The following is a 24,631-nucleotide window of genomic DNA, read 5'->3' on the forward strand; positions in this document are numbered from 1 at the left end:
AGGCCGTACCATCGGAAAAGTGAGGCACGAAGACGCAGACCGACCGCTCCCTGACCCGGCCTCCGAGCCCTCGGCGCGGCGGCTGTGGTGGGAGATCGCGATCGTGCTCGCGCTCGGTCTCGGCCAGTCGGCGATCTACGCGATCGTCCAGCTCGCCTACCGGCTCACGGACGACACCCCGCTCGCCGATCAGACCGCGACGCTGAATCCCTCACGCAGCGACCGCGAGGTCTTCGACCTGATCTACCAGGTGCTGTCGATCGGCTTCTCGCTCGTACCGGTGCTGCTCGTCTGCTTCCTGCTCTGGCAGCACCGTCGACCGCACCTCGCCCGCCTCGGCCTCGACGGCACACGCGTCGGCGTCGACATCGGCCGGGGCGCGCTCCTCGTGCTGGCCATCGGCATCCCGGGCCTCGGCCTGTACGTCGTCGGCCGGGCACTGGGTCTGTTCGTCGCGGTGAACCCGGGCGGACTCGACACCCACTGGTGGACGATCCCGATCCTGCTGCTGGCCGCCGCGCGAGCGTCGTTGCAGGAGGAGTTCGTCGTGCTCGGGTATCTCTTCGCCCGGCTCAAGCAGCTCGGATGGTCGCCCTGGACCATCATCATCGCGACCTCGGTGCTCCGGGCGACGTACCACCTCTATCAGGGACCCGGGGCCTTCATCGGCAACCTCGCGATGGGGCTGCTGTTCGGCTGGCTGTTCCTGCGCACCGGACGCCTGCTGCCGTTCCTCGTCGCGCACTTCCTGATCGACGCGACGGTGTTCGTCGGCTACCCGTGGGCGGCGGCGACGTGGCCGGCGCTCTTCGGCCTCCCGGGCTGATCGCCCGAGAAGCCCCGGCGATCCGCGCCCGCGTTCAGCCGGCGTTCGTGATCAGCACGGCGCCGATCGCCCACAGCACGATGATGCCGAGGGCGAGAAGCGCGCGGGAGTCCCACTCGCGGCGGATCGGGGCGTCCGCCCCGGTCGCCGCATCCCACCGGTCGCGGATCTCGGTGAGATCGCGGATGCCGGCCGGGGCCTTGGATGCTTCGCCCTCTGCCGCATCACGACGCGAGGGACGCGCGCGGGCGGGTCCGCCGTAGGCGCTGACGCGCGAGTCGTCGTCGAGGGAGAACTCCAGCTGCCAGCGGAAGTCCACGTCGCGGACGCGGGCCCAGCCGAACGAGGTGCGCCGGAGCATGTTCTGCACGACCACACCGGCGTCGTCGACCCGCACCATGGATACGAAGCTCAGCTCGTACACGACCCACATGCCCAGCAGCACCCACGGCGCCACCAGGAACATCTGCGTCCAGCTGCCCCGCACGACCGTGTCGCCGAGCAGGAAGAGCGCGAGCGCGCCGGAGATCACGAGCACGGCCGTGCCCGAGGACGCGCGGAAGATCCGCACGTCCTCGGACTTGTCGGCAGCGGTCACGCGCCGCTTCCGCCGAGCGGAATGGACGCGCCGGGGATCGCCTGGAGCAGGCGATCCGTGTACTCCTGCTGCGGGTTGGCGAAGATCTCGTCGACGGTACCCTGCTCGACGATCCGACCCTTCTCCATGACGCACACCAGGTCGCTCGACACGCGCACGACCGCGAGGTCGTGGGTGATGAACAGGTAGGTCAGGCCGAGCTCCGACTGCAGTTCGGCCAGGAGCTGCAGCACCTGGTCCTGCACGAGCACGTCGAGAGCCGAGACGGCCTCGTCGAGCACGATGATGTCGGGCTTGAGCGCGAGGGCACGGGCGATCGCCACGCGCTGCCGCTGACCGCCGGAGAGCTCGTTCGGGTAGCGCGTCGCCAGCGCCCGCGGAAGGGCGACCTGGTCGAGCAGCTCCTCCACACGCTCACGGTGCGAGGCACGATCGCCGACGCCGTGGATCTGCAGCGGCTCGGCGATGGTGTTGCCGATGTTGCGCAGCGGGTCGAGCGAGCCGTACGGGTCCTGGAACACGGGCTGCATGCGGCGGCGCAGACCGAACGCCTGCGCGTTCGACAGCTTCGACACGTCCTGCCCGTCGATCTCGATGGTTCCCGCGGTGGGCTCCTCGAGCTTGAGCACCATCTTCGCGACGGTGGACTTGCCCGAGCCGGACTCCCCGACCAGAGCCAGCGTCTTGCCCTTGGGGATCTCGAACGACACGTCGTCGACCGCGCGGAAGGCCTCGCTGCGGAAGCCGCCCTGACGGATCTTGTAGTCCTTCGTGAGCCCGGCCACGCGCACCGTCGGCGGGATGTCGGCGAGGTCGTCGAGGGTCTCGATGCCCCGATCCTCCACGACCGCCTGGATGCGCTGCGAGGCGACGCTGGGCGCCGCCGCGACGAGCCGCTTGGTGTACGGGTGCTGCGGATCCTCGAGGATCTGCCGGCTGGGGCCCGCCTCGACGATGTTGCCGCCGTTCATCACGATGATCTTGTCGGCGCGCTCGGCCGCGAGGCCGAGGTCGTGCGTGATGAGGAGCACCGAGGTGCCCTTGTCACGCGTCAGCGAGGCCATGTGATCGAGGATCACGCGCTGCACCGTCACGTCGAGGGCAGAGGTCGGCTCGTCGGCGATCAGGAGCTTCGGATCGGCCGCGAGGCCGATGCCGATCAGCGCGCGCTGGCGCATGCCACCCGAGAACTGGTGCGGGAACTGGTGCAGACGGCGTTCAGCGTCGGCGAGACCCGCCTGCTGCAGCACCTCGATCGCGCGGGCCTTTACGGCCTGGCGACCCTGGGCGATGCCGTTGGCGCGGATCGCCTCCTTCACCTGGAAGCCGATGCTCCACACCGGGTTGAGGTTCGACATCGGGTCCTGCGGCACGAATCCGATGTCGCGGCCGCGCACGCCCTCGATGGCCGTGCGGCTCAGAGTGGTGAGCTCGCGACCCTCGAGGGTGATCGATCCGCCGGTGACCGTGCCGGTGCCGGGCAGCAGGTTGACGATCGCGGTGGCGGTCGTGGACTTGCCGGAACCCGACTCCCCCACGATCGCGACGGTCTCGCCCGGGAACACGTCGAAGCTGATGCCGTGGAGCACTTCGCGCAGACCCTCCTGGGTGCGGAAGGCGACCTTGAGGTCGCGGATGCTCAGCAGGGGCGCCTGATCGGTGATGCGCTCGCTCATCGGCGTGCCCTCGCCTTCGGGTCGAGGGCGTCTCGGATGAGCTCACCCAGGGTCACGAACGCGAGCACCGCGAGGGTCAGCGCGATCGACGGATAGATGAGCGCCATCGGGGCGACACGGAGCGATGCCTGGGCATCACTGATGTCGTTACCCCACGACATCACGTCGCTGCCCAGACCGACACCGAGGAACGACAGCGTGGCCTCGGCCACGATCGCCGCCGCGAGGCCGAGCGTCGAGACGACGAGCAGCGGCGCGATCGCGTTCGGGATGACGTGGTTGAGCAGAATCTTGAACTTCGACTGGCCGAGAGCCTGCGACGCCACGACGAAGTCCGCCTGACGCACGCGCAGCACTTCTGCTCGTACGACACGGGCCGTGGAGGCCCAGGCGAACCCGCCGATCGCGAGCGCCAGCGTCCACACCGAACGCGAGTCGCGGAACACCGTCATGACGACGACGGCCGCGAGGATGTACGGGATCGCGAAGAAGATGTCACCGATGCGCGACAGCAGACCGTCGAGCCACCCGCCGTAGAAACCGGCGAGTGCGCCCATGATCAGGCCGAGGAACGACGAGATCACGGTGGCGATGAGGCCGACCGCGAGAGACGTCTGCGCACCCCAGGCGATGCGGGCGTAGATGTCGCAGCCCTGGAACGTGTAGCCGAGCGGGTGCCCGGCAGCCGGGCCGCCGTTGCTGTTCGCCAGATCGCAGGAGTCCGGTGCGGTGGCGGTGAACAGCGTCGGCCACACCGCCATCAGCAGGAACACGAGTCCGAGGACGACGGAGAACCAGAACAGCGGACGACGGCGCAGGTCGCTCCAGGCGTCGCGCCACAGGTTGCTGGGCTTCTCGGAGATGCGGACGGCATCTACCGCGATCGACTCGGTTTCGACCGGGGCGACGTAGTGCTTCTGGGTCGTGGGGTCAGGCATAGCGGATCCTCGGGTCGAGCAGACCGTAGAGCAGGTCGATGAGCAGGTTCACCAGGACGTACAGGATGACGAACACGGTGACGAACGAGACCACGGTCGGTCCCTCACCGCGCTGGATGGCCTGGAACAGGGTGTTTCCGACGCCGGGCACGTTGAAGATGCCCTCGGTGACGGTCGCGCCGACGAGCAGCACGCCGAAGTTGGTGGCGGAGTTCGTGATCACGGGGATCAGCGAGTTGCGCAGCACGTGCACGGGGATCACGCGACCGCGCGAGAGGCCCTTGCTGTAGGCGGTGCGCACCCAGTCCTGATTGAGGGTGTCGATGACGGAGCTTCTCATCAGGCGCATGCTCACGGCGTACAGGCTGAAGCCGAGCACGATGGCGGGGAGCCAGAGACCGCCCCAGTCGTTGTCGGCGCCGACCGTCGGTTTGAACCACCCGAGCTTGATCGCGAGGAAGTACTGCGCGAGGAAAGCGACGACGAAGATCGGGATCGCGATCGCGACGAGCGCGACCATGAGTGACACGTTGTCGAAGATCTTGCCCTTGCGCAGCGCCGAGACCGTTCCGATGATGATCGCGAGCGTGAACTCGATTCCGATCGCCATGACCGCGAGGCGACCGGTGACCGGGAGCGTCGCGGCGAGCACGGCGGAGACCGGACGGCCCGAGAACGTGTTGCCGAGGTCACCCTGGAACACACCGGTGATGTAGTACCAGTACTGCACGATGAACGGGTCGTTCAGGTGGTACTGCTCGCGCAGCTGCTCGACGACCGCCGGGTTGGGGGTCTTGTCGCCGAACAGGGCGAGGATCGGGTCGCCGGGCATGGCGAACACGAGGAAGTAGATGAGCAGGGTGGCACCGAAGAAGACCGGGATCACCTGCAGGAGACGTCTCAGGATGTAACCGAGCATCCGCTGTCCCTTCTGAAGGGGGGGGGAGTAAGAAGACCGTGCGAACACAAGCCTGTGAGGCGGTGACGAAAATCGTCACCGCCTCACAGGTGAAGTGCCGTTAGATCTTACTCGCCGGCCTTCGTGATCTCGTAGTACAGCGGGACGGAGTTCCAGCCGAACGTGACGTTGTCGACGTTCTCGCTGAATCCACCGGTCACGTTGGAGTACCACAGCGGGATGGCGGGCAGGTCCTGGAAGAGGACCTCCTGAGCCTTGGTGAAGTCCTCGATCTGCGCGTCGGAGTCGGGGTTGCTGATGCCGGCCGAGATGAGCTCGTCGAACGCGGGGTTCGAGTAGTCACCGTCGTTGGAACCGGCGCCCGTGGCGTAGAGCGGTCCGAGGAAGTTGTACAGACCCGGGTAGTCCGCCTGCCAGCCCGAACGCGCAGCCGTGGTGATGGTGCGGTCGTTGATCTTCGTGCGAAGGTCCTGGAAGGTGGGGTACGGGTCGCCCGAGGCGCTGATGCCGAGGTTGTTCTTGATCTGGTTGCTCACCGCGTCGACCCAGGCGTCGTGCCCGCCGTCGGCGTTGTACGCGATCTTGAAGTCACCCTCCCACGGCGAGATGGCGTCGGCCTCGGCCCACAGCTCCTTCGCCTTCTCCGGGTTGAAGTCGAGAACCTCGCTACCGGGGACCGAGTCCGACCAGCCGGCGATGACCGGCGAGGTGAAGTCGGCGGCCGGGGTGCGCGAGCCCGAGAAGATGGTCTCGGTGATCTCTTCGCGGTTGATCGCCATCGAGAGCGCCTGACGACGCAGCTTGCCCTCTTCGCCCGAGAAGTGCGGGAGGAACTGGCCGATGGTGAACGACTGGAACACGGCCGAGGGCTGGTTCACGGCGCGGTCGCCGAGCTCGTCGGTGAAGACGGCCAGCGAGTTCGTCGGGATCGCGTCGATGACGTCGACCTCGTTCGAGAGCAGGTCGGCGTAGGCCGCTTCCTGCGTCGCGTAGAACTTGATCGTCAGACCGCCGTTGGCTGCCTTGCGGCCGCCTTCGTAGTCGTCGTTGCGGACGAGGTCGATCTGCACGTCGTGCTGCCACGCGTCGTCGCCGTCGATCTTGTACGGGCCGTTGCCGATCGGGTTCTGACCGAACGCGTCCATGTCCTCGAAGGCCACGTCCGGGAGCGGGTAGAACGCCGAGTAGCCGAGACGCAGAGCGAAGTCGGAGGCCGGCTTGTTCAGCGCGATCGTGAAGGTGTAGTCGTCGACCTGCTCCAGGCCCGTGAGCTCGGAGTCCTCGTCGTAGCTGAAGCCCTCGATGTCCTCGAAGAAGTAGCTCGACAGGTGGCCGTTGGAGAGCTTCGCGCCCTCGTTCCACGCCTTGATGAAGTTGTCGGCGGTGACCTCTTCACCGTCGGTGAAGGTGAGGCCTTCCTTGATCTTGACCGTGAGGTGCTGCGGGTCCTCGGTCGTGATCTCCTCGGCGACGTCGTTGACGGGCTCGCCGTCGGCGTCGTAGTAGATGAGCCCTGCGAAGATCTCGTCGAGGATCTTTCCGCCGCCGACCTCGTTGGTGTTGGTCGGGATCAGCGGGTTCTCCGGCTCCGAGCCGTTCGTGGTGATGATGGCGTCCGGGTTCGCCTCGCCCGCGGCGCTGCCGCCGTCGGAGTCGTTTCCACCACCGCTCGCGCAGCCCGCGAGCGCCAGGGCGCCGATCGCGAACAGCGCGGTGCCCGCAAGGGCGATCTTGTTGCGCTTCACTATGTGTCCTCCTAGGACGTGTACTTCTGACTGCGCGCTCATCGTCGAGCACGTAGGGATATTTCAGAGTATCCCGGCATCTGGCGCCCGACGCGCCCGGCTAATCAACCGTTACTGAGTGGTGACCATCTGAAACATCGCCGAAACACACGGCAACACGCCGTAAAACTTCCGACGGCACCGCCTCCGGGAGGAAACGGTGCCGTCGGCGTGTTATCGGATCAGGCGAACGCCTCGATCGGCGGGCAGGCGCACACGAGGTTGCGGTCGCCGTACGCCTGGTCGATGCGCCGCACCGGAGGCCAGTACTTGCCGGCGATCAACGCGTGCACCGGATAGGCGGCCTCCTCGCGGGTGTACGCGTGCGTCCACTCCCCCGCGATCAGCGACACGGCCGTGTGCGGTGCGTGCACGAGCGGGTTGTCGTCGGCCGGCCAGCGACCCGCCGCCACGGCATCCGCCTCGGCCTTGATCTGGATCATCGCCTCGATGAACCGCTCGATCTCGCCCAGGTCCTCCGACTCGGTCGGCTCGACCATCAGGGTTCCCGCGACCGGGAACGACATGGTCGGCGCGTGGAAGCCGTAGTCGATCAGGCGCTTCGCGACGTCGTCGACGGTGATGCCCGTCGCCTCCTTCAGCGGGCGCAGGTCGAGGATGCACTCGTGCGCGACCCGACCGTTCTCGCCCGTGTAGAGCACCGGGTAGTGCTCGCCCAGGCGAGCGGCGATGTAGTTCGCCGACAGCACGGCCGCAGCGGTCGCGCGCCGCAGGCCCGCACCGCCCATCATCCGCACGTACGCCCACGAGATCGGGAGCACGCCCGCCGAGCCGTAGGGGGCGCCCGAGACGGCCCCACCGGCGAAGACGTGGCCTCCCGCGTGCTCCGCGCGCTGCGCGAGCGGGTGCGAGGGCAGGTAGGGCGCGAGATGCGCCTTGGCCGCGACCGGTCCGACACCCGGTCCGCCGCCGCCGTGCGGGATCGCGAAGGTCTTGTGCAGGTTGAGGTGCGAGACGTCGCCGCCGAGGTCGCCGAAGCGGGCGTAGCCGAGCAGCGCGTTCAGGTTCGCACCGTCGACGTACACCTGACCTCCCGCATCGTGCACGGCGGAGGTGATCTCGACCACGTCGTGCTCGTACACGCCGTGGGTCGACGGGTAGGTGATCATCAGCGCCGAGAGCTCCTCGGCGTGCACCTGGATCTTCGCCCGCAGATCGTCGAGGTCGACGTTGCCGAGCTCGTCGCACGCGACGACGACGACCTTCATCCCGGCGAGCACGGCCGACGCGGCGTTCGTTCCGTGCGCCGACGACGGGATCAGGCACACCGTGCGCTGCTCGTCGCCGTTCGCGAGGTGGTAGCCGCGGATCGCCAGGAGCCCTGCGAGTTCGCCCTGCGAGCCGGCGTTGGGCTGCAGCGACACCGCGTCGTATCCGGTGACCTCGGCCAGCCAGGCCTCGAGCTGATCGATCAGCTCGAGGTAGCCGGCGACGTCGGATGCCGGGGCGAACGGGTGGATGCCCGCGAACTCGGGCCACGTGATCGCCGCCATCTCTGTGGCCGCGTTGAGCTTCATCGTGCACGAGCCCAGCGGGATCATGCCGCGGTCGAGCGCGTAGTCGCGGTCGGCGAGGCTCTTGAGATAGCGCATCATCGCCGTCTCGCTGCGGTGTGCGTGGAAGACGGGGTGCGTGAGGAACTCCTCCCGGCGGAGCAGCCCCTCGGGCAGGGCGTTCGCGTCATCGACGAAGGCGAACGCTCGCTCGGCGCGGCCCCCGAAGACGCGGGCGACCTGCAGCAGTTCGTCGACGGTCGTGGTCTCGTCGACCGAGATGCCCACGGTGTCGGCATCCGCCGCATGCAGCAGGATGCCGTAGCCGTGGTGCGCCTGCTCGACGTACTCGGCCGCGCGCCCGGGGACGCGCACCTGCAGCGTGTCGAAGAACGCGTCGTGCACGACGTCGGCGCCGTCCTCGACGAGCCAGGAGCGCAGCAGCCCCGCCTTGCCGGCGACGCTCCGGGCGATCGCCGTCAGGCCGTCGGGTCCGTGATAGACCGCGTACATCGACGCCATGACCGCGAGCAGCACCTGCGCGGTGCAGATGTTCGAGGTCGCCTTCTCGCGCCGGATGTGCTGCTCGCGCGTCTGCAGCGAGAGGCGGTACGCGGGCTTGCCGTCGGCATCGACCGACACACCGACGAGGCGGCCGGGGAGCTGACGCTCGAGACCGGCGCGCACCGCCATGTACCCGGCGTGCGGGCCGCCGAAGCCCATCGGCACGCCGAAGCGCTGGGTCGTGCCAACGGCGACGTCGGCACCGAGGGCTCCCGGCGAGGTGAGAAGGGTCAGCGCGAGCAGGTCGGCCGCGACGACCGCCAGGCCACCGGCGAGATGCGCCGCATCGATCACGGCGGACGGATCCCACACGCGACCGGAGGCACCGGGGTACTGCACGAAGACGCCGAACAGGTCGGCCGGCAGCTGCTCGCCCGCGGCGAAGTCCACCGTGACGAGACGGATGCCGACGGCATCCGCCCGGTTCTCGAGGAGCGCGCGCGTCTGCGGGAGCGCGTCGGCGTCGACCGCGAACACGTCGGTCTTGGCCTTCGACGCACGGCGTGCGAGGAGCATGCCCTCGGCGACGGCCGTGGACTCGTCGAGCATCGACGCGTTGGCGGTGGAGAGCCCGGTGAGGTCGGCGACCATCGTCTGGAAGTTGATGAGCGCCTCGAGTCGGCCCTGCGAGATCTCGGGCTGGTACGGCGTGTAGGCCGTGTACCACGACGGGTTCTCGAGCACGTTGCGCTGGATCACCTGCGGGGTGATCGTTCCGTAGTAACCGAGACCGATCATCGGCCGGTTCACCGTGTTGCGCGCGGCGAGGGAGCGCAGTTCCGCGAGCGCCTCGGTCTCGCTGGCGGCGGCGGGGATGCTGCTGTCCGCGAGCGCGGACTCCGACGGCGCGGCCGTGAAGATCGACGACGGCACCGCCTCGGTCATCAGCGCTTCGAGCGGCCCCTCGGGGTCGACGTCGGGCCCGATGCCGAGCGCATCGAGCATCCGACGCTGGGCGTCGGCCGTGGGTCCGATATGACGATCGGCGAAAGAGACCACGTGCGGATCAGCCCTCCGTGAGTGCGACGTAGGCGTCGCGGTCGAGCAGTCCGTCGGGCGCTCCGCCCGCGACGGAGACCTTGATGAGCCATCCGCCCGCGAAGGGCTCGGCGTTAACGAGCGAGGGATCGTCGACGACCGCGTCGTTGACCTCGACGACGGTGCCGGTCACGGGCGCGTACAGCTCGCCCACCGACTTGGTCGACTCGATCTCGCCGACGACGGTGCCCGCGGCGACCTCGGTGCCCACGGCGGGCAGTTCGACGAAGACCACGTCACCGAGCTTGTCGGCGGCGTAGTCGGTGATGCCGACGGTGAGGGTGTCGCCCTCCACGGCGATCCACTCGTGCTCCTCGGTGTAGTGCAGGGTGCTGAGATCGGTCATTTCGTCCTCCGGTAGAAAGGCAGAGCGGTCACGGTCGCGGGGATCCTCGTCCCCCGCACATCCAGGAATACTGCGGTTCCCTCTTCCGCGGAAGAAGGGGTCACGTAGGCCATCGCGATCGGATGGCCGAGAGTGGGGCTGAGCGCACCGCTGGTGATCTCACCGAGCGGGGTGCCGTCGGCGTCGACGACGCCGTAGCCGGCCCGGCCGGCGCGCTTGCCCTCGGCGACGAGCCCCACGAGCACGGGGGCGTCGGCCGCGGCATCCACCGCGTCCTTGCCGATGAAGCTCGACTTGTCGGCGGCGACGACCCGGCCGAGCCCCGCCTGCGCGGGCTTGGTCTCGGTCGTCAGCTCGTGCCCGTAGAGCGGCATCCCCGCTTCGAGGCGGAGGGTGTCTCGGGCGGCGAGCCCGGCCGGCACGAGACCGTGCGGCTCACCGGCGACGAGGAGCGCGTCCCACAGCACCGCGGCATCGTCGGCACGCACGAGGAGTTCGAAGCCGTCCTCGCCCGTGTACCCGGTGCGGGCGATGAGCAGGGGCTCGTCGCTGAACGTGGCCTGGGCCCAGGCGTAGTACTTCTGCTCGCCCCACGGCACGCTGAGCGCGTCGATCCCCTCCGTGTCGGCCAGGATCGCCTGCGCCGCCGGGCCCTGCACCGCGATCAGGGCGAAGGAATCGGAGACGTCCTCGACGTCGACGCCCCGGTCGCCCAGGAAACCGGCGAAGCTGCGCTCCTCGCCCTCCGCGCGCTCCTGCTGCCGCTCGATGATCGACGGGAACGAACGCACGCGCGAGGCGAAGGCGGAGTCGACGAATCCGCGGTTGCCGGCGTTCGCGATCACCAGGAACCGGTCGTCGGCGAGGCGGTAGGCGATGACGTCGTCGATGATCCCCCCGTCGGCGGCCAGCACGAGCGAGTACTTCGCCTTGCCGACGGGCATCGCCGAGATGCGACCGGCGAGCGCGTAGTCGAGGAACTCGCCCGCATACGGTCCGGTGACGAGGAACTCCGCCATGTGCGAGATGTCGAAGAGACCGGCCGACTGCCGCACCGCGTGGTGCTCGGCGAGGTCGGACGTGTAGCGCACCGGCATCTGCCAGCCGCCGAAGTCGGTGAACGATGCGCCGAGTGCCTCATGGCGCTCGCGGAGCGGGGTGTAACGGGGATCGGACATGGAGTTCTCCCGGATGCAGACGGGCGGAACGACGGCAGCGACGTTCCTCGGAACTCCCCCTCTGTCATGGGCCTGAGAGTTTCGCCCGCGCTGACGCAGGGCTTTCACCGTCGGCGGATCCCCCGACGGGCGGGATCGCTTTTCAGAGTGGCCGGAACCGCGCGGTACGCGTACCTGAGAGATTGGCGGGGAGGCTTGCTCCTTCGGTGCCCGGCTGCGTTCGCCGGGGCTCTCCCGCGGGGGTCATTCGGCCCGTGTTCGATTGTGCGCCCAGTCTAGCGGGTCTCCGCCGCGAGCTCCCGCCTGACCTCGTCGCGCAGGCGACCGAGGTTCTCGGGCTCCGGCGCGGCACCCAGCAACGTCTTCGTGTAGGCGTGCTGCGGGTTCAGGATGACCTCGTCGGCCGGGCCGCGCTCGACCACATCGCCCTTGTAGAGCACCATGATCTCGTCGGAGAAATGCCGGGCGGTGGCGAGATCGTGGGTGATGTAGAGCACGCCGAGGTCGTCTTCGCGTTGCAGATCCGCGAGCAGGTTGAGCACCCCGAGTCGGATCGACACGTCGAGCATCGAGACCGGCTCATCGGCGACGATGAACCGCGCGCCCGGGGCGAGCGCACGCGCGATCGCGACACGCTGACGTTGCCCGCCCGAGAGCTCGTGGGGCTTGCGCTCGGCGAAGCTCTTCGCCGGCGACAACCGCACGCGGTCCAGCAGCTCCAGGGCACGCTCGTGCACCTGCGCGCCGCTCCACTCGGGGTGGTGGATGCGCAGCGGCCGCTCGAGGTGGTGGACGATCGAGTGGAACGGGTTCAGTGAGGCGAACGGGTCCTGGAACACCATCTGCACGTCGGAGCGATAGCGGGCGAGCGACTGCCCCCGCGTGCCGGTCTCGGTTTCGTCGAGCAGGATCTGCCCGCTCGTCGGCGTCTCGAGCTTCATGAGCATGCGCGCGATCGTGGACTTGCCCGACCCGGACTCCCCGACCAGCGCGATCGTCCTGCCCGCCTCGAGCGTGAAGGAGACGTCCTTCACCGCGTGCAGGATGCTGGTCTTGAAGCCCGACCGCAGGTGGAAGTCCTTCGTGAGGTGCCGCGCCTCGAGCGTGCGCGCGGCGGCACCGCCATCCGTGTGAGCGCTCATCGCACCTGCTCCTGACTCTCGTGCATTCCGGTGCGGACGAAGTCCCCGCGCTCTCCGCGCAGACTGGGGAAGCTCGACAGCAGCCGCTTCGTGTACTCGTGCCGAGGAGATCGGTAGATCTCCTCGGCGGTTCCCTGCTCGACGATCTCGCCCTGCAGCATCACGGCGATGCGGTCGGAGATCTCGATCAGCATCGGCAGGTCGTGGGTGATGAAGATCACCGCGAAGCCGAGCTTCTCGCGCAGCCGCATGATCTCGCGGATGATCCCGCGCTGCACGACCACGTCGAGCGCCGTCGTGGGCTCGTCCATGATCATGACCTGCGGGTCGAGGGCCAGAGCCATCGCGATCATCATGCGCTGACGCATGCCGCCCGAGAGCTCGTGCGGGAAACTCGTCAGTCGCGCGGGGTCGACGCCCACCAGTGTCAGCAGCTCCTCGGCGCGCTCCTTCTTCGCCGCGCGCGTCATACCCGGGCGATGCGTGTCGAAGATGTCGTAGATCTGGGCCCGGACGTCGATCACGGGATTGAGCGAGTTCATCGCGCCCTGGAACACCATCGAGATCTTGTCCCAGCGGAAGGCCCGCAGACCGTCGTCGCGCAGGCCGACGATGTCGATGTCGTCGCCGTCGCGGTCGTGGAAGACGATCTCCCCGCTCGTCATGAGGGCCGGAGCCTTGAGCAGCCGATTCATGCCGTAGGCGAGCGTGGTCTTGCCGCACCCCGACTCCCCCGCGAGACCGAGGATCTCGCCGCGGTGGAGGGTCAGCGAGACGTTGCGGACGGCCTTGACCGGCGGATCGACCTCGTACTCGATCGAGACGCCGCGGGCGGTGAGGACGGCGTCGCTCATGCCGCGACCCCCTTCGTCTTGGCTGCCCGGCGCACGCGTCGTGCGGCATCCGGCGCGTTGCGCAGCTTCGGGTTGATGATCTCGTCGATGGCGAAGTTGATCAGCGCGAGCCCCGCGCCGAGGAGCGCGATCATGACGCCCGGCGGCACGAACCACCACCACGCTCCGCGTCCGAGTGCCTGCCCGGACTGCGCGTCGTTGAGGATCGTGCCCCACGTGATCGAGGAGTTCGGGCCGAGCCCCAGGTACGACAGGCCCGCCTCGCCGAGGATCGCGAAGATGATCGCGAAGAGGAACTGCGCGGTCAGCAAGGGCAGGAGGTTCGGCATGATCTCGACGAGGATCACCCGGAACGATCGCTCACCGGCCACCTTCGCGGCCGACACGTAGTCGCGGGTACGGAGCGAGCGCGTCTGCAGCCGCAGCACGTACGCGGCACCCGCCCACGACGTGATGCCGAGCACGAACGCCACCAGCTGCCAACTGCGCTGCGGCACGAACGACGCGATCACCATCACGAGCGGCAGGCCGGGGATGACGATCATCACGTTGGTGATGAGGGCGAGTCCGTCTTCGCGCCACCCGCCGAGGTATCCGGCGAGCACGCCGAAGAGCAGCGACAGCACGATCGCGATGCCGCCGGCGGTGACGCCGACGAGCAGTGAACCCTGCGCGCCGATCGCGAGCTGGGCGAGCATGTCGTTGCCGAGCTTGGTCGTGCCCAGCCAGTGCTCGGCGGAGGGCGGCTGCAGGGCTGCGTTGTCGGTGCTCCGCGGGTTCTGCGTGAAGAACGGCGCGATGATCGCGAACAGCGTGATCGCGAGCACGAGCACGAGGCCGGTCACGAACTTCACCGAGCGGGTGGGCATCAGTCCGCGTCCCCGCCTCGATCGGCCGGTCGCGGTGGCGAGCGTCATGGTCGTGGCAGGCGTGTCGGTCGGCTGCTCCTTGACGATCTGCATCGGGGTGAGCTTGGTGTCAGACATTCTGGCGAGCCCTCGGGTCGATGAATCCGTAGATGAGATCCATGAAGAAGTTGGCGGCGAGCACGGTGATCGTGATGACGAGGAAGAGTCCCTGCATCAGCGCGTAATCGTTGTTGGTGACGGCCTGGAACATCAGCTTGCCGATGCCCGGGTAGGTGAAGACCTGCTCCATGACGATGGACCCGGCGACCACGAACCCGAGGGTGATCGAGAAGCCCGCGATCGATGGGATGGCCGCGTTGCGCGCGGCGTAGGTGGTGAGGATGCGCCGGGGACGCAGCCCCTTGGCCTCGGCGGTGAGAACGTAGTCCTCGGCGAGGGTCGAGACCATCATGTTGCGCATGCCGAACAGCCATCCGCCCACCGAGCTGATCACGATCGTGACCGCGGGGAGGATCGCGTGCGAGACGGCGTTCGTGAAGAACGCCCAGGTCGGCTCCGGGCCGTCCGGGAAGTCGAAGACGTCGTAGCCCCCGAAGATCGGGAACCAGCCGAGGCCGACCGCGAACACGGCGACGAGGATGAGCGCCATCCAGAAGTACGGGATCGACTGCAGCACGGTCGTGGCGGGGATCAGGTGATCGACCCACGTGCCGCGCTTCCACCCCGCCCAGGCGCCGAGCACGACGCCGAGGATGAACGAGATCACGGTCGCGGTGCCGACGAGGATCAGCGTCCACGGCAGCGCCTGCCCGATGAGCTCGGTGACCGGGGTCGGGAACTTCGTCACCGAGACGCCCAGGTCGCCCTGGAACATCCGCCCCCAGTAGGAGAGGTACTGCTCCCACAGCGAGGAGTCGTCGCCCCCGAGGAGGAGCTTGATGTTGCGGATGGTCGTCTCCGAGACGTCACCGCCCGCGCGTTGCATCTTGGCGATCATGATGTCGGCGGGATTGCCCGGCATCATGCGGGGAAGCAGGAAGTTGATGGAGATCGCGGCCCACAGCGTGAAGGCGTAGAACCCGATCCGTCGTGCATAGAACTTCATGTGCGTCTTCCTTGACTTCCTGCTTCCCCGTTGGCGGTGCTTACTCGACCGGCTGCAGATGCGTCAGGACGTAGCCCGCCGCGATCGCGCCCCAGGACGGCGGGAACGCGTACAGGTCGTCCTCCGTCGGCCAGCCCGTGTAGTCCTTCGTGTTGTAGAAGGTCTGGGTGGCGTTGATCACCAGCGGGATGTAGGGGAGGTCGCGCACGATCTCGGTCTGGATCGTCGCGTACAGCTCCTTCTTCGTCGCCTCGTCGTTCGTGCTGATCGCGGACTGGATCGCGGCGTCGACGGTCGGGTTGTCGTAGCGGCTGAAGTTCCAGCGCCCGGTGGGGATCTCCTCGCCGACGGGGCCGGTCGAGGCGACGGCGGTGCCGCCGAACCAGTCGCGGTAGATCTGGAACGGATCGGCGACCGAGGTGCCGATCATGCCGCCGACGATGAGCTGGTACTCCCCGCTCTGACGGGTGTCGGAGAACTCCTGCCACTGCACGGTCGAGGCGTTGATCTTGATCCCCGCGGCCTCGGCCTGCTCGGCGATGAGCTTCGCGGCGTCGTTGTAGTCGGTCCATCCGTCGACCGAGGTCAGGCTGAGCTCGACGGGCACGCCGTCCTTCTCGTAGATGCCGTCGGAGCCCTTCGTGTAGCCGGCGGCCTCGAGGATCGATCCGGCCTCGGCCGCGTCGGCCTCCTGCGGGCTGAGCTCATTCGCGGGGTCGGCGACCCACTTCTCGTCGCGCGGCAGCAGGGCGTAGGTGGGCGAGATCTCGGCGGTCAGGTCGACGAACGCCTTCTCCTTGATGGTGCCGCGATCGATCGCGGCGTTGAGCGCCTGGCGCACGGCGACGTCGGTCTGCGGACCGGTGCAGCCGAGGTCGGCGTTGGAGCAGGTGTAGAGCACCGTCGGGTCCTGCGGCGTGTTGATCCAGTCGATCGCGCCGTTCGCGGTGACGTCATCCGGGTTCGGGATGAACATGCCGGTCCAGTCGAGCTTTCCGGCCGCGAGCAGGTCCTGCGCGGTCTGGTTGTTGTCGACCGCGATGTACTGCACCTTCTTGACGCCGAGGTCGGCGGCGTCGCGGAAGTTCTCGTTCGCGACCAGGGTGTACGACTCGCTCGTGGTCTTGTCGACGACGTAGGCGCCGGATCCGACCGGGTCCTCGTTGGCGAAGTTGGCGTAGTCGTCGACGTCCTTCCAGATGTGCTCGGGGAGGATGTACGTCGAGCCGAGCCGCTGGAACTCGGTGGTGTACTGCGCGCTGTCGTAGGTGAGCACGACGGTGGTGTCGTCGGTGGCCTCGGCCGACACCAGCCCGTTGGCGTCGGGACTGTTGGCCTCGTATCCGAACGAGAACGCGACGTCGGCCGCGGTGAGGGGCTCGCCGTCGCTCCACTTGAGGTCGGGCTTGATGGTGACGGTGATCACCGTGCCGTCCTCGTTGTACTCGTAGGTGTCGCCGATGAGGCCGACGGGCTCGGTGTCCGCGGTCTTGTTGAAGAAGAACAGCGGCTCGTAGATGGGGCCGAGCGCACCGTGGAGCACGGTGGGCGCGAAGGGGTTGTAGTTGGCCGTGATCGGGGTCTGGCTGCCCGCCCAGACGCGGAGGGCGCGGTCGCCGTTCGCGTCGGAGTCGCCGCTGCCGCCCGAACCGCAGGCGGTCAGGCCCAGAGCGAGGACGGATGCCCCCGCTACCGCGGTGAGCGCGATCTTGCGCTTGCCATTACGGATCATTCTTGATTCCTCTCGGTGCTGCACTGCAGGAGGGGTGCTCCGGGTGTGGAGCCGATCCTCGGGGGTGGGGATCGTGGCCGTCGTCGGCTGCTCTGCCGAGCGACGGGGTTTGTTAGGACAGTAACCTAACAAACCCCGTCCGGGGGGACAAGAGTTCTCTCCGCCGTCACATAACGTTTCGGACTCGACGCCGCGGAGCGTCATCCACTCGCACTAAGTGTCTCGATGACACTAAGATCGAGACGGAGGTTAAGGTAACTATGACTCGAACTGACGGCATCCGCGTCGCGGGATCCACCGTGATCCTGACGCTGCGCCCGTCGGCGCTGGGCACTCCCGCGCTCGCGCTGCCCCTCGTGCGACGCACGCGCGAACCCTTCGCCGACCGCTGGGCACTGCCCGGCGGGTGGATCGCCCCCGACGAATCCCCGATCGACACCGCCGCGCGCACGCTCGCCGAGACCACGGGCCTCACCCCGTCGTATCTCGAGCAGCTGTACGCCTTCGGCGCCGTCGACCGCTCCCCCACGCGCGTGATCTCGATCGTGTACTGGGCGCTCCTGCGTCAGGACGAGGTTCTCGCGCAGAGCGCCGCGCACCGGGCATCCGGGCGCGCGCCCGAGAACGTCGAATGGTTCGACGTCGATGCGCTCCCCGAACTCGCCTTCGATCACGCCGACATCATCGAGTACGCCCTGTGGCGCCTGCGCAGCAAGGTCGGCTACAGCCGCGTGGCGCACGGCTTCCTCCCCTCCGAGTTCACGCTCGCCGACCTGCGCGAGGCCTACGAGGCGATCCTCGGCCGGCAACTCGATCCCGCCAACTTCCGGCGCCAGGTCGAGGCGACCGGCAACCTCATCCCCACCGACCGCTTCCGCACCGGCAGCCACCGTCCCGCCCGCCTGTACCGCGACAACACCGACGTCGAACTGGCCGCCCGCGGCCCCCTCGGTCCCGAAGAAACGAGCATCCGATGAGCATCACCTTCGTCCCCGCACCCGCCGTCCCGCCGCGAGACGGCTCGGTCGATCACGCGATCCAGGCGATCGTCACCGGCGCGTCCGTCGACGAGACCTGTACCACCGACCTCGCCGTCGGCCCCTGGGACTTCGACACCCGCCCCGGGTACGGACCCGGGTCGTCGATGGGCGACGTGATCCCCACCGGAGCTCCGCGTCAGGGAGAGCTCCCCGTCGCCTACCGCGAGGCGGACGAGGCCGAGCTCGATGAACGCATCCGCGCCGCCAAGCAGACGCTCGGCGACCGCGTGGTCGTGCTGGGACACTTCTACCAGCGCGAGGAGGTCGTGCGCCACGCCGACTACGTGGGTGACTCCTTCCAGCTCGCCACGGCGGCCAAGGGCCGACCGGATGCCGAGGCGATCGTGTTCTGCGGCGTGCACTTCATGGCCGAGACCGCCGACCTGCTCTCGGGCCCCGACCAGGCCGTGATCCTTCCGAACCTCGCGGCCGGCTGCTCGATGGCCGATATGGCCGACATCGATCAGGTCGAGGAGTGCTGGGAGCAGCTCGAAGACGTGCTCGGCGATCTCGACGCGATCGACGAGGACGGACGCGTGCCGGTCATCCCGGTCACCTACATGAACTCCTCCGCTGCGATCAAGGGATTCGTGGGTCGCCACGGCGGCATCGTCTGCACGTCGTCCAATGCGCAGACCGTGCTCGAGTGGGCGTTCGAGCGCGGACGCCGTGTGCTGTTCTTCCCCGACCAGCACCTCGGCCGCAACACCGCCAAGGCGATGGGAGTGCCGCTCGAGCAGATGCCGATGTGGAACCCGCGCAAGCCCCTCGGCGGGTCGAGCGCCGAGGTCCTCGAGGACTCCCGGGTGATCCTGTGGCACGGCTTCTGCTCGGTGCACCGCCGGTTCACGGTCGGGCAGATCGAGCAGGCGCGCGCCGAGCACCCGGGCGTGCGGGTGATCGTGCATCCGGAGTGCCCGATGGAGGTCGTGGATGCGGCCGACGAGGCGGGATCGACCGACTACATCCGACGCGCGATCGATGCGGCGACCGAACCCACGACGTTCGCTATCGGCACCGAGATCAACCTCGTCAAGCGACTGGCCGCGCAGTACCCGCAGCACGAGATCTTCTGCCTCGACCCGGTCGTGTGCCCGTGCTCGACGATGTACCGCATCCACCCCGGCTACCTCGCCTGGGTGCTCGAGGAGCTCGTCGCGGGCCGCACTCCGAACCGGATCACCGTCACGTCCGACGTCGCCGACCCCGCGCGCGTCTCCTTGGAGCGGATGCTCGCCGCGAAGCCGCCGGTGGTTGCGAGCGCGCGATGAACGTCATCGTGGTGGGCTCGGGCGTCGCGGGCCTCACCGCGGCCCTGCACGCGCACGAGGCGGGTCACACCGTCACGGTGGTGACGAAGGGCACGCTCGGCGACGGATGCACGGGGTACGCGCAGGGCGGAGTCGCGGGTGTCTACGGGGCGGACGACTCGGCTGCCCTGCACGCCGCCGACACGATGACCGCGGGAGCCGGTCTGTCGGACGAGGCGGCGGTCGGGGTGCTCGTCGCGGACGGCGCCGCTCGGATCGCCGAACTGATCGCCCGCGGAGCAGCCTTCGACCGCTCCCCCGACGGCGCGCTCCTGCTCGCTCGCGAAGCCGCGCACAGCCACGCGCGCATCGTGCACGCGGGCGGCGACGCCACCGGCGCCGAGATCGCCCGTGCCCTCACCGCCGCCGTGCGCGGAACCGGGATGGCGGTCGTCGAGCACGCGTTCCTCGTCGACCTGATCGTCGACGGGGCTGCCGTGCGCGGCATCCGTCTGCTGCGCGACGGGCAGTCGGACGAGTTCGACGCGGATGCCGTCGTGCTCGCGACCGGAGGCGCCGGGCACCTCTACGCGCACACCACGAATCCCGACGGCACGACCGGTGACGGCATCGCCGCCGCCCTGCGCGCGGGCGTGGCGGTCGCCGACCTCGAGTTCGTGCAGTTCCACCCGACGATCCTCGACGCGCAGCCCGCCTTCCTGATCTCCGAGGCCGTCCGGGGCGAGGGTGCGACACTGATCGACGACACGGGTCGCCGCTTCACGTTCGACAGCCACCCCGACGGTGAACTCGCACCGCGCGATGTCGTGTCGCGGGCCATCGCGCGTCAGGCCGCCCGGCAGGGTTCGCCCGTTCGTCTCGACGCCACGATGCTCGGCGCCCCGACCCTGGCTCGGCGCTTCCCGACGATCGACCGCGTCACCCGCGAGCGCGGCTTCGATTGGTCGCGCGAGCCGATCCCCGTGACGCCGGCGGCGCACTACCTGATGGGCGGGATCGCGACCGATCTCGACGGCCGTACGACCGTGCCCGGTCTCTTCGCCGTGGGCGAGGCCGCGCGCACCGGCGTGCACGGCGCGAACCGCCTCGCCTCGAACTCGCTGCTCGAGGGCGCAGTCTTCGGGGCCCGTGCCGCTGCGGCGATCGGAGCGCCCTGGCCTCTGCCGCAGGCGCCGGAGCCGCACGCGATCGCCGAAAACGCGGCGACGCCGATCTCCTCGCCGTTCTCGCGCGACGCCCTCCAGCGACTGATGTGGGACGAGGTGGGGCTGCTGCGCACCGACGACGGACTGCGACTCGCGCTGGCGACCATCCGCGCCTGGCGCGCCGCACTCCCCACCCCGGTCGACGTCGCCGCGCACGAGAACGCGAATCTGCTGGTGCTCGCCGAGGCGACGGCATCCGCTGCTCTCCTGCGCACCGCGTCGGTCGGCGCCCACTTCCGCGAACCCGCCCTGATCGGAGTCTGATGCTCACCGCCGCCACCCTCACCCGTGTCGTCGCCGCCGCCCTCGAGGAGGACGCTCCGTGGGGCGACCTGACGAGTGAAGCGCTGATCCCCGCCGATGCGACCGCCACCGCGGATCTCGTCGCGCGCGAGCCCGGCGCCTTCAGCGGCGGCACCGTCTTCACCGCCGCCTTCGCCCTCACCGACCCCGACGTGACCGTCGACCTGCACGTCGGTGACGGCGATGCGTTCGAGAACGGCGACGTGCTCGCCTCCGTATCGGGCTCGGCGCGCAGCATCCTCACCGCCGAGCGCGTCGCACTGAACTTCACCCAGCGCATGAGCGGCATCGCGACGGTCACCGCAGAGTACGTCCGAGCGGTCGCGCAGACGCCCGTTCGGATCGCCGACACCCGCAAGACGACACCCGGCCTGCGCGCCTTCGAGCGCCACGCCGTCGCCTGCGGCGGCGGCAGCAACCACCGGTACTCCCTGTCGGATGCCGTGATGGCGAAGGACAACCATCTCGCCGTCCTCACCCGCTCCGGCGTCGATACCGCCACGGCGCTGCGCGCCGCGATCGCGCGCCTTCCGCACACCGCGCACGTCGTGGTCGAGGTGGATCGCCTCGACCAGATCCCCGCCGTGCTCGAGGGAGGGGCGCACACCGTGCTGCTCGACAACTTCACCCTCGACGACCTCCGCGCGGGCGTCGCCATGATCGACAGGCGCGCCACGGTCGAGGCATCCGGAGGCGTGAATCTCGACACGGTCGCCGCGATCGCCGCGACCGGAGTCGACGTCATCTCGGTCGGTGCGCTCACGCACTCCGCTCGCGCACTCGACCTCGGCCTGGATCTGCGGATCGGCTGACGCGGGTGCTCTACCTCGATCACGCCGCGACCTCGCCGGTGCGCCCGGAGGTCCTCGAGGCGATGCGGCCGTATCTCACGGACGTCTTCGGCAACCCCTCGAGCCACCACACCGTGGGCGAAGCCGCGGCGAGCGCACTCGACGACGCGCGACGTCGTGTCGCCCGGGCGCTCGGCATGCGTACCGGTGACGTGGTGTTCACCTCGGGCGGCACCGAGGCGAACAACCTGGCGGTCAAGGGCATCACGCTCGGCGCCCTCGCGAAAGGCAAGCGCCATCTGATCGTCTCGCCGATCGAACACGAGTCGATCCTCGAGTCCGCGGACTTCCTGCGCCGTTTCCACGGCATCGAGGTGTCGCTCCTGCCCGTCGACGGATGCGGAAGGATCGCGGCATCCGACCTGCAGGCACTCCTGCGCGACGACACGGCGCTCGTGAGCGTCGGCCATGCGAACAACGAGATCGGCACGGTGCAGGATGCCGCGTCACTCGCCGATCTCGCCCGGGATGCCGGGGTGCCCCTGCATCTCGACGCCGTGCAGTCCGCCGGGTGGCTGCCCCTCGACGGACTGGGTGCGGATGCCGTCTCGATCGCCGGGCACAAGCTCGGTGCCCCGAAGGGAACCGGCGCTCTCGCCGTGCGCGGGCGCGTTCCGCTCGAACCCCTGCTGCACGGCGGCGGGCAGGAGCGCGGGCGTCGGTCGGGAACCGAGAACGTCGCGGGAGCGGTGGCGCTGGCCACGGCTCTCGACCTGGCCGAGGCCGAACGGGTGGATGTCGCCACGCGGGTCGGGCGGGCGACGGCTCGTTTCATCTCCGCGGTCCTGACGGCGGTGCCACAGGCGGCGCTCACGGGAGACCCTGCGCAGCGGCTCCCCGGAACCGCGAGCTTCACGTTCGCCGGCACGAGCGGGGAATCGGTGCTGCTCGAACTCGAGCGACGCGGGATGGTCTCGTCGAGCGGCTCGGCGTGCGCGGCGGGCAGCGACGAGCCCTCCCCCGTCTTGCTGGCGTGCGGAATCGACCCCGCGATCGCGCAGACCTCGGTGCGCTTCACCTTCGGTCGCGGAGCGCTCCCCGACGACGCCCCCGAGCACCTCGCCCGGCTCGTCGCGGAGTCGGTGCGCGCCGTCCTCGCCTGACCCCGCGGCCATAGAATCGGGGGGTGAGCGCACCCGACCCGATCGTGACGATGATCGTCCCCGGGCGGGACATCGCCGCCTTCGCCCCCGCCGCGATCGACTCGCTGCGCGCGCAGACCGAGCCGCGCTGGCGGGCGATCCTCGTCGACGACGGTTCGACCGACGCCACCGATGATGTGTTCCGGGCGGCCGCGGCCGACGATCCGCGCTTCCGCCTGCTCCGCCGCGACGAGACTCACGGTCTCGGTGCCGCGCGGAACGCCGGACTCGAGCTCGTCGACACGCCCCTCCTCGGATTCCTCGATGCCGATGACGAACTCACCCCGACCGCGCTCGCCCGCCTCACCGGCACCCTCGCCGAGAGCGGCAGCGACTTCGTGGCGGGAGCGTACGTGCGCACGCGCGCGCAGGGTGACTCCTACGTGGCCGGCCGCGTGCAGCCCTGGGTAGCCACGGCCACGGACCCGCAGCGCCTCGGCACGACGATCCTCGACCACCCGGCCGCGTCGGCGAACATCGTGGCCTGGTCGAAGATCAGCCGCACCGACTTCTGGGGAGACCTGCGCTTCCCCGAAGGAGTCGCCTACGAGGATCAGGTCGTGGCGCAGCTGATGTACACCCGGGCGACCGCCTTCGACGTGATCCCCGATGTGGTCGCGCACTGGCGGGTCCGCGCCGACGGCACCTCGATCACGCAGGGCAAGGCTCGGCTCCCCGTGCTGCTGGACTACCTCGCGGCGTTGCGCGGCGGCATCCGCGTGCTGCAGGATGCCGGAGCGCACGACGCCGTCGCCGCCCGTCTCTCGCTCATCGTCGCGATGGATCTGCCCCCGCTCCACGAGATCGCCCGCACGCACCTCGACCCCGCCTACGCAGCGGCGGTCTCGGAGTTCGTCACCGAGATCGAGGCGCTTCCCGAGTTCGCCCACGCCTCCCCCGACCACTCGCTCACCGCCGCCCTCAGCTGGTGACGCACCCGGAGACCCCATGACCTACCTCGACAGCCTCTTCTCGCTCACCGGACGCACGGCGATCGTCACGGGCGGCAGTTCCGGGATCGGGCGCGGGATAGCGACCGCCCTCGCCGGAGCGGGTGCGTCCACCGTGATCGTCGCCCGCGGCTCCGAGCGCATCGCCGAGACCGTTCACGCGCTGCGCGATGCCGGCGGGACCGCGGAGGGAGTGGTCGGGGACCTCAGCTCCCGCGACGGCATCCGCGCCGCCGCCGAAGACGCGGCACGACCGTTCGGTGAGCCCGACATCGTCGTGCACTCCGCCGGGATCAACATCCGCCCGCCCTTCGCCGAGATCACGGAGGACGACTGGGACGCGACCATGACCGTCAACGCGCTCGCGCCCTTCCTGCTCGGACAGCGCTTCGCGCCCGGAATGGCGGAGCGCGGCTATGGGCGCCTCATCCACATCAGCTCACAGCAGGCGCACCGCGCCTTCGCCACGAGCGGCATCTACGGAGCATCCAAGGGTGCCGTGGAGTCCCTCATGCGCTCCGAGGCCGAGGCCTGGGGCGGCACCGGGGTGACGAGCAACACGCTCGTTCCCGGCTTCGTCCTGACACCGCTCAACGCCCGGCTGCAGCAGGATCCGCAGGCTGTCGCGAGTCTCGCCGCGCGCACGATGATCGGGCGGAACGGACTGCCCGAGGACTTCGCGGGTGCTGCGGTCTTCCTCGCCGGCGCAGGCTCGGCCTACGTGACCGGGCACTCGCTCTTCGTCGACGGCGGTCTCTCGGCGCACTGATCACGATCCGGTCGCGG

21 protein-coding genes and 2 riboswitches are annotated in these 24,631 nt (G+C 69.1%); of the genes, 8 read left to right on the forward strand and 13 right to left on the reverse strand.

The window, feature by feature from the left end; translation table 11 throughout:
• Nucleotides 1–19: 19 nt before the first annotated feature.
• The gene (locus KZC52_RS05025; protein ID WP_247622960.1) at nt 20–826 is read left to right on the forward strand and encodes a CPBP family intramembrane glutamic endopeptidase; all 807 of its coding nucleotides are present in this window, start codon (nt 20–22) and stop codon (nt 824–826) included.
• A 34-nt stretch (nt 827–860) separates the two neighbouring features.
• Here the strand turns inward: KZC52_RS05025 and KZC52_RS17530 are convergent, their stop codons facing one another.
• The 13 genes from KZC52_RS17530 to KZC52_RS05090 all read right to left on the reverse strand — a co-directional run bounded on the left by KZC52_RS17530 (nt 861) and on the right by KZC52_RS05090 (nt 17,083).
• The gene (locus tag KZC52_RS17530; RefSeq protein ID WP_247622961.1) at nt 861–1,424 is read right to left on the reverse strand and encodes a PH domain-containing protein; all 564 of its coding nucleotides are present in this window, start codon (nt 1,422–1,424) and stop codon (nt 861–863) included.
• Nucleotides 1,421–3,100, reverse strand: a complete 1,680-nt coding sequence (locus KZC52_RS05035; protein WP_247622962.1) for a dipeptide ABC transporter ATP-binding protein — start codon at nt 3,098–3,100, stop codon at nt 1,421–1,423. Before KZC52_RS05035 ends, KZC52_RS17530 begins: the two co-directional genes overlap by 4 nt.
• Complete coding sequence (locus KZC52_RS05040; RefSeq protein ID WP_247622963.1) at nt 3,097–4,038, reverse strand: ABC transporter permease; 942 nt, start codon at nt 4,036–4,038, stop codon at nt 3,097–3,099. The genes KZC52_RS05035 and KZC52_RS05040 overlap by 4 nt, the downstream gene beginning before the upstream one ends.
• Entirely contained in the window at nt 4,031–4,957 is a 927-nt protein-coding gene (locus KZC52_RS05045; protein ID WP_247622964.1) for an ABC transporter permease, read from the reverse strand. Before KZC52_RS05045 ends, KZC52_RS05040 begins: the two co-directional genes overlap by 8 nt.
• Nucleotides 4,958–5,064: 107 nt before the next feature.
• Nucleotides 5,065–6,702, reverse strand: coding sequence for a peptide ABC transporter substrate-binding protein (locus tag KZC52_RS05050; RefSeq protein WP_247622965.1), 1,638 nt, complete (start codon nt 6,700–6,702; stop codon nt 5,065–5,067).
• A 221-nt stretch (nt 6,703–6,923) separates the two neighbouring features.
• On the reverse strand, nt 6,924–9,764 hold the full coding sequence (gene gcvP / locus KZC52_RS05055) for an aminomethyl-transferring glycine dehydrogenase (RefSeq protein WP_247624707.1): 2,841 nt from the start codon (nt 9,762–9,764) through the stop codon (nt 6,924–6,926).
• Between the two features lie 61 nt (nt 9,765–9,825).
• Nucleotides 9,826–10,203 carry a glycine cleavage system protein GcvH gene (gene gcvH / locus KZC52_RS05060; protein ID WP_247622966.1) on the reverse strand — a complete coding sequence of 126 codons (378 nt, stop codon included), beginning with the start codon at nt 10,201–10,203 and terminating at the stop codon, nt 9,826–9,828.
• Nucleotides 10,200–11,381: a glycine cleavage system aminomethyltransferase GcvT gene (locus KZC52_RS05065; RefSeq protein WP_247622967.1), complete on the reverse strand. Its 1,182-nt coding sequence runs from the start codon at nt 11,379–11,381 to the stop codon at nt 10,200–10,202. Before KZC52_RS05065 ends, gcvH begins: the two co-directional genes overlap by 4 nt.
• A 54-nt stretch (nt 11,382–11,435) precedes the next feature.
• A riboswitch (glycine riboswitch) is annotated at nt 11,436–11,532 on the reverse strand.
• A 1-nt stretch (nt 11,533) separates the two neighbouring features.
• A riboswitch (glycine riboswitch) is annotated at nt 11,534–11,628 on the reverse strand.
• A 28-nt stretch (nt 11,629–11,656) separates the two neighbouring features.
• Nucleotides 11,657–12,523 carry an ABC transporter ATP-binding protein gene (locus KZC52_RS05070; protein WP_247622968.1) on the reverse strand — a complete coding sequence of 289 codons (867 nt, stop codon included), beginning with the start codon at nt 12,521–12,523 and terminating at the stop codon, nt 11,657–11,659.
• The gene (locus KZC52_RS05075; RefSeq protein ID WP_247622969.1) at nt 12,520–13,377 is read right to left on the reverse strand and encodes an ABC transporter ATP-binding protein; all 858 of its coding nucleotides are present in this window, start codon (nt 13,375–13,377) and stop codon (nt 12,520–12,522) included. The genes KZC52_RS05070 and KZC52_RS05075 overlap by 4 nt, the downstream gene beginning before the upstream one ends.
• Complete coding sequence (locus KZC52_RS05080) at nt 13,374–14,363, reverse strand: ABC transporter permease (protein ID WP_247622970.1); 990 nt, start codon at nt 14,361–14,363, stop codon at nt 13,374–13,376. The genes KZC52_RS05075 and KZC52_RS05080 overlap by 4 nt, the downstream gene beginning before the upstream one ends.
• Complete coding sequence (locus tag KZC52_RS05085) at nt 14,356–15,351, reverse strand: ABC transporter permease (RefSeq protein ID WP_247622971.1); 996 nt, start codon at nt 15,349–15,351, stop codon at nt 14,356–14,358. The genes KZC52_RS05080 and KZC52_RS05085 overlap by 8 nt, the downstream gene beginning before the upstream one ends.
• A gap of 40 nt (nt 15,352–15,391) precedes the next feature.
• Entirely contained in the window at nt 15,392–17,083 is a 1,692-nt protein-coding gene (locus tag KZC52_RS05090) for an ABC transporter substrate-binding protein (RefSeq protein ID WP_247622972.1), read from the reverse strand.
• A gap of 260 nt (nt 17,084–17,343) precedes the next feature.
• On the opposite strand from KZC52_RS05090, the gene KZC52_RS05095 reads away from it, so the two are divergent.
• The 7 genes from KZC52_RS05095 to KZC52_RS05125 are packed head-to-tail and all read left to right on the forward strand — an operon-like array spanning nt 17,344 to nt 24,614.
• Complete coding sequence (locus KZC52_RS05095; protein WP_247622973.1) at nt 17,344–18,060, forward strand: NUDIX hydrolase; 717 nt, start codon at nt 17,344–17,346, stop codon at nt 18,058–18,060.
• The gene (gene nadA / locus KZC52_RS05100) at nt 18,057–19,394 is read left to right on the forward strand and encodes a quinolinate synthase NadA (RefSeq protein ID WP_247622974.1); all 1,338 of its coding nucleotides are present in this window, start codon (nt 18,057–18,059) and stop codon (nt 19,392–19,394) included. The genes KZC52_RS05095 and nadA overlap by 4 nt, the downstream gene beginning before the upstream one ends.
• Nucleotides 19,391–20,863, forward strand: a complete 1,473-nt coding sequence (gene nadB / locus KZC52_RS05105; RefSeq protein WP_247622975.1) for an L-aspartate oxidase — start codon at nt 19,391–19,393, stop codon at nt 20,861–20,863. Before nadA ends, nadB begins: the two co-directional genes overlap by 4 nt.
• Complete coding sequence (nadC, locus tag KZC52_RS05110; protein ID WP_247622976.1) at nt 20,863–21,714, forward strand: carboxylating nicotinate-nucleotide diphosphorylase; 852 nt, start codon at nt 20,863–20,865, stop codon at nt 21,712–21,714. The genes nadB and nadC overlap by 1 nt, the downstream gene beginning before the upstream one ends.
• 5 nt (nt 21,715–21,719) lie before the next feature.
• Complete coding sequence (locus tag KZC52_RS05115; RefSeq protein WP_247622977.1) at nt 21,720–22,856, forward strand: cysteine desulfurase family protein; 1,137 nt, start codon at nt 21,720–21,722, stop codon at nt 22,854–22,856.
• A 23-nt stretch (nt 22,857–22,879) separates the two neighbouring features.
• Complete coding sequence (locus KZC52_RS05120) at nt 22,880–23,827, forward strand: glycosyltransferase family 2 protein (RefSeq protein WP_247622978.1); 948 nt, start codon at nt 22,880–22,882, stop codon at nt 23,825–23,827.
• Nucleotides 23,828–23,843: 16 nt separating this feature from the next.
• Nucleotides 23,844–24,614 (forward strand): SDR family NAD(P)-dependent oxidoreductase, encoded by a 771-nt coding sequence (locus KZC52_RS05125; protein WP_247622979.1) that lies wholly within the window; start codon nt 23,844–23,846, stop codon nt 24,612–24,614.
• Nucleotides 24,615–24,631 lie beyond the last annotated feature (17 nt).

It is taken from the genome of Microbacterium galbinum (assembly GCF_023091225.1).
GTDB classification, from domain to species: Bacteria; Actinomycetota; Actinomycetes; order Actinomycetales; family Microbacteriaceae; genus Microbacterium; species Microbacterium galbinum.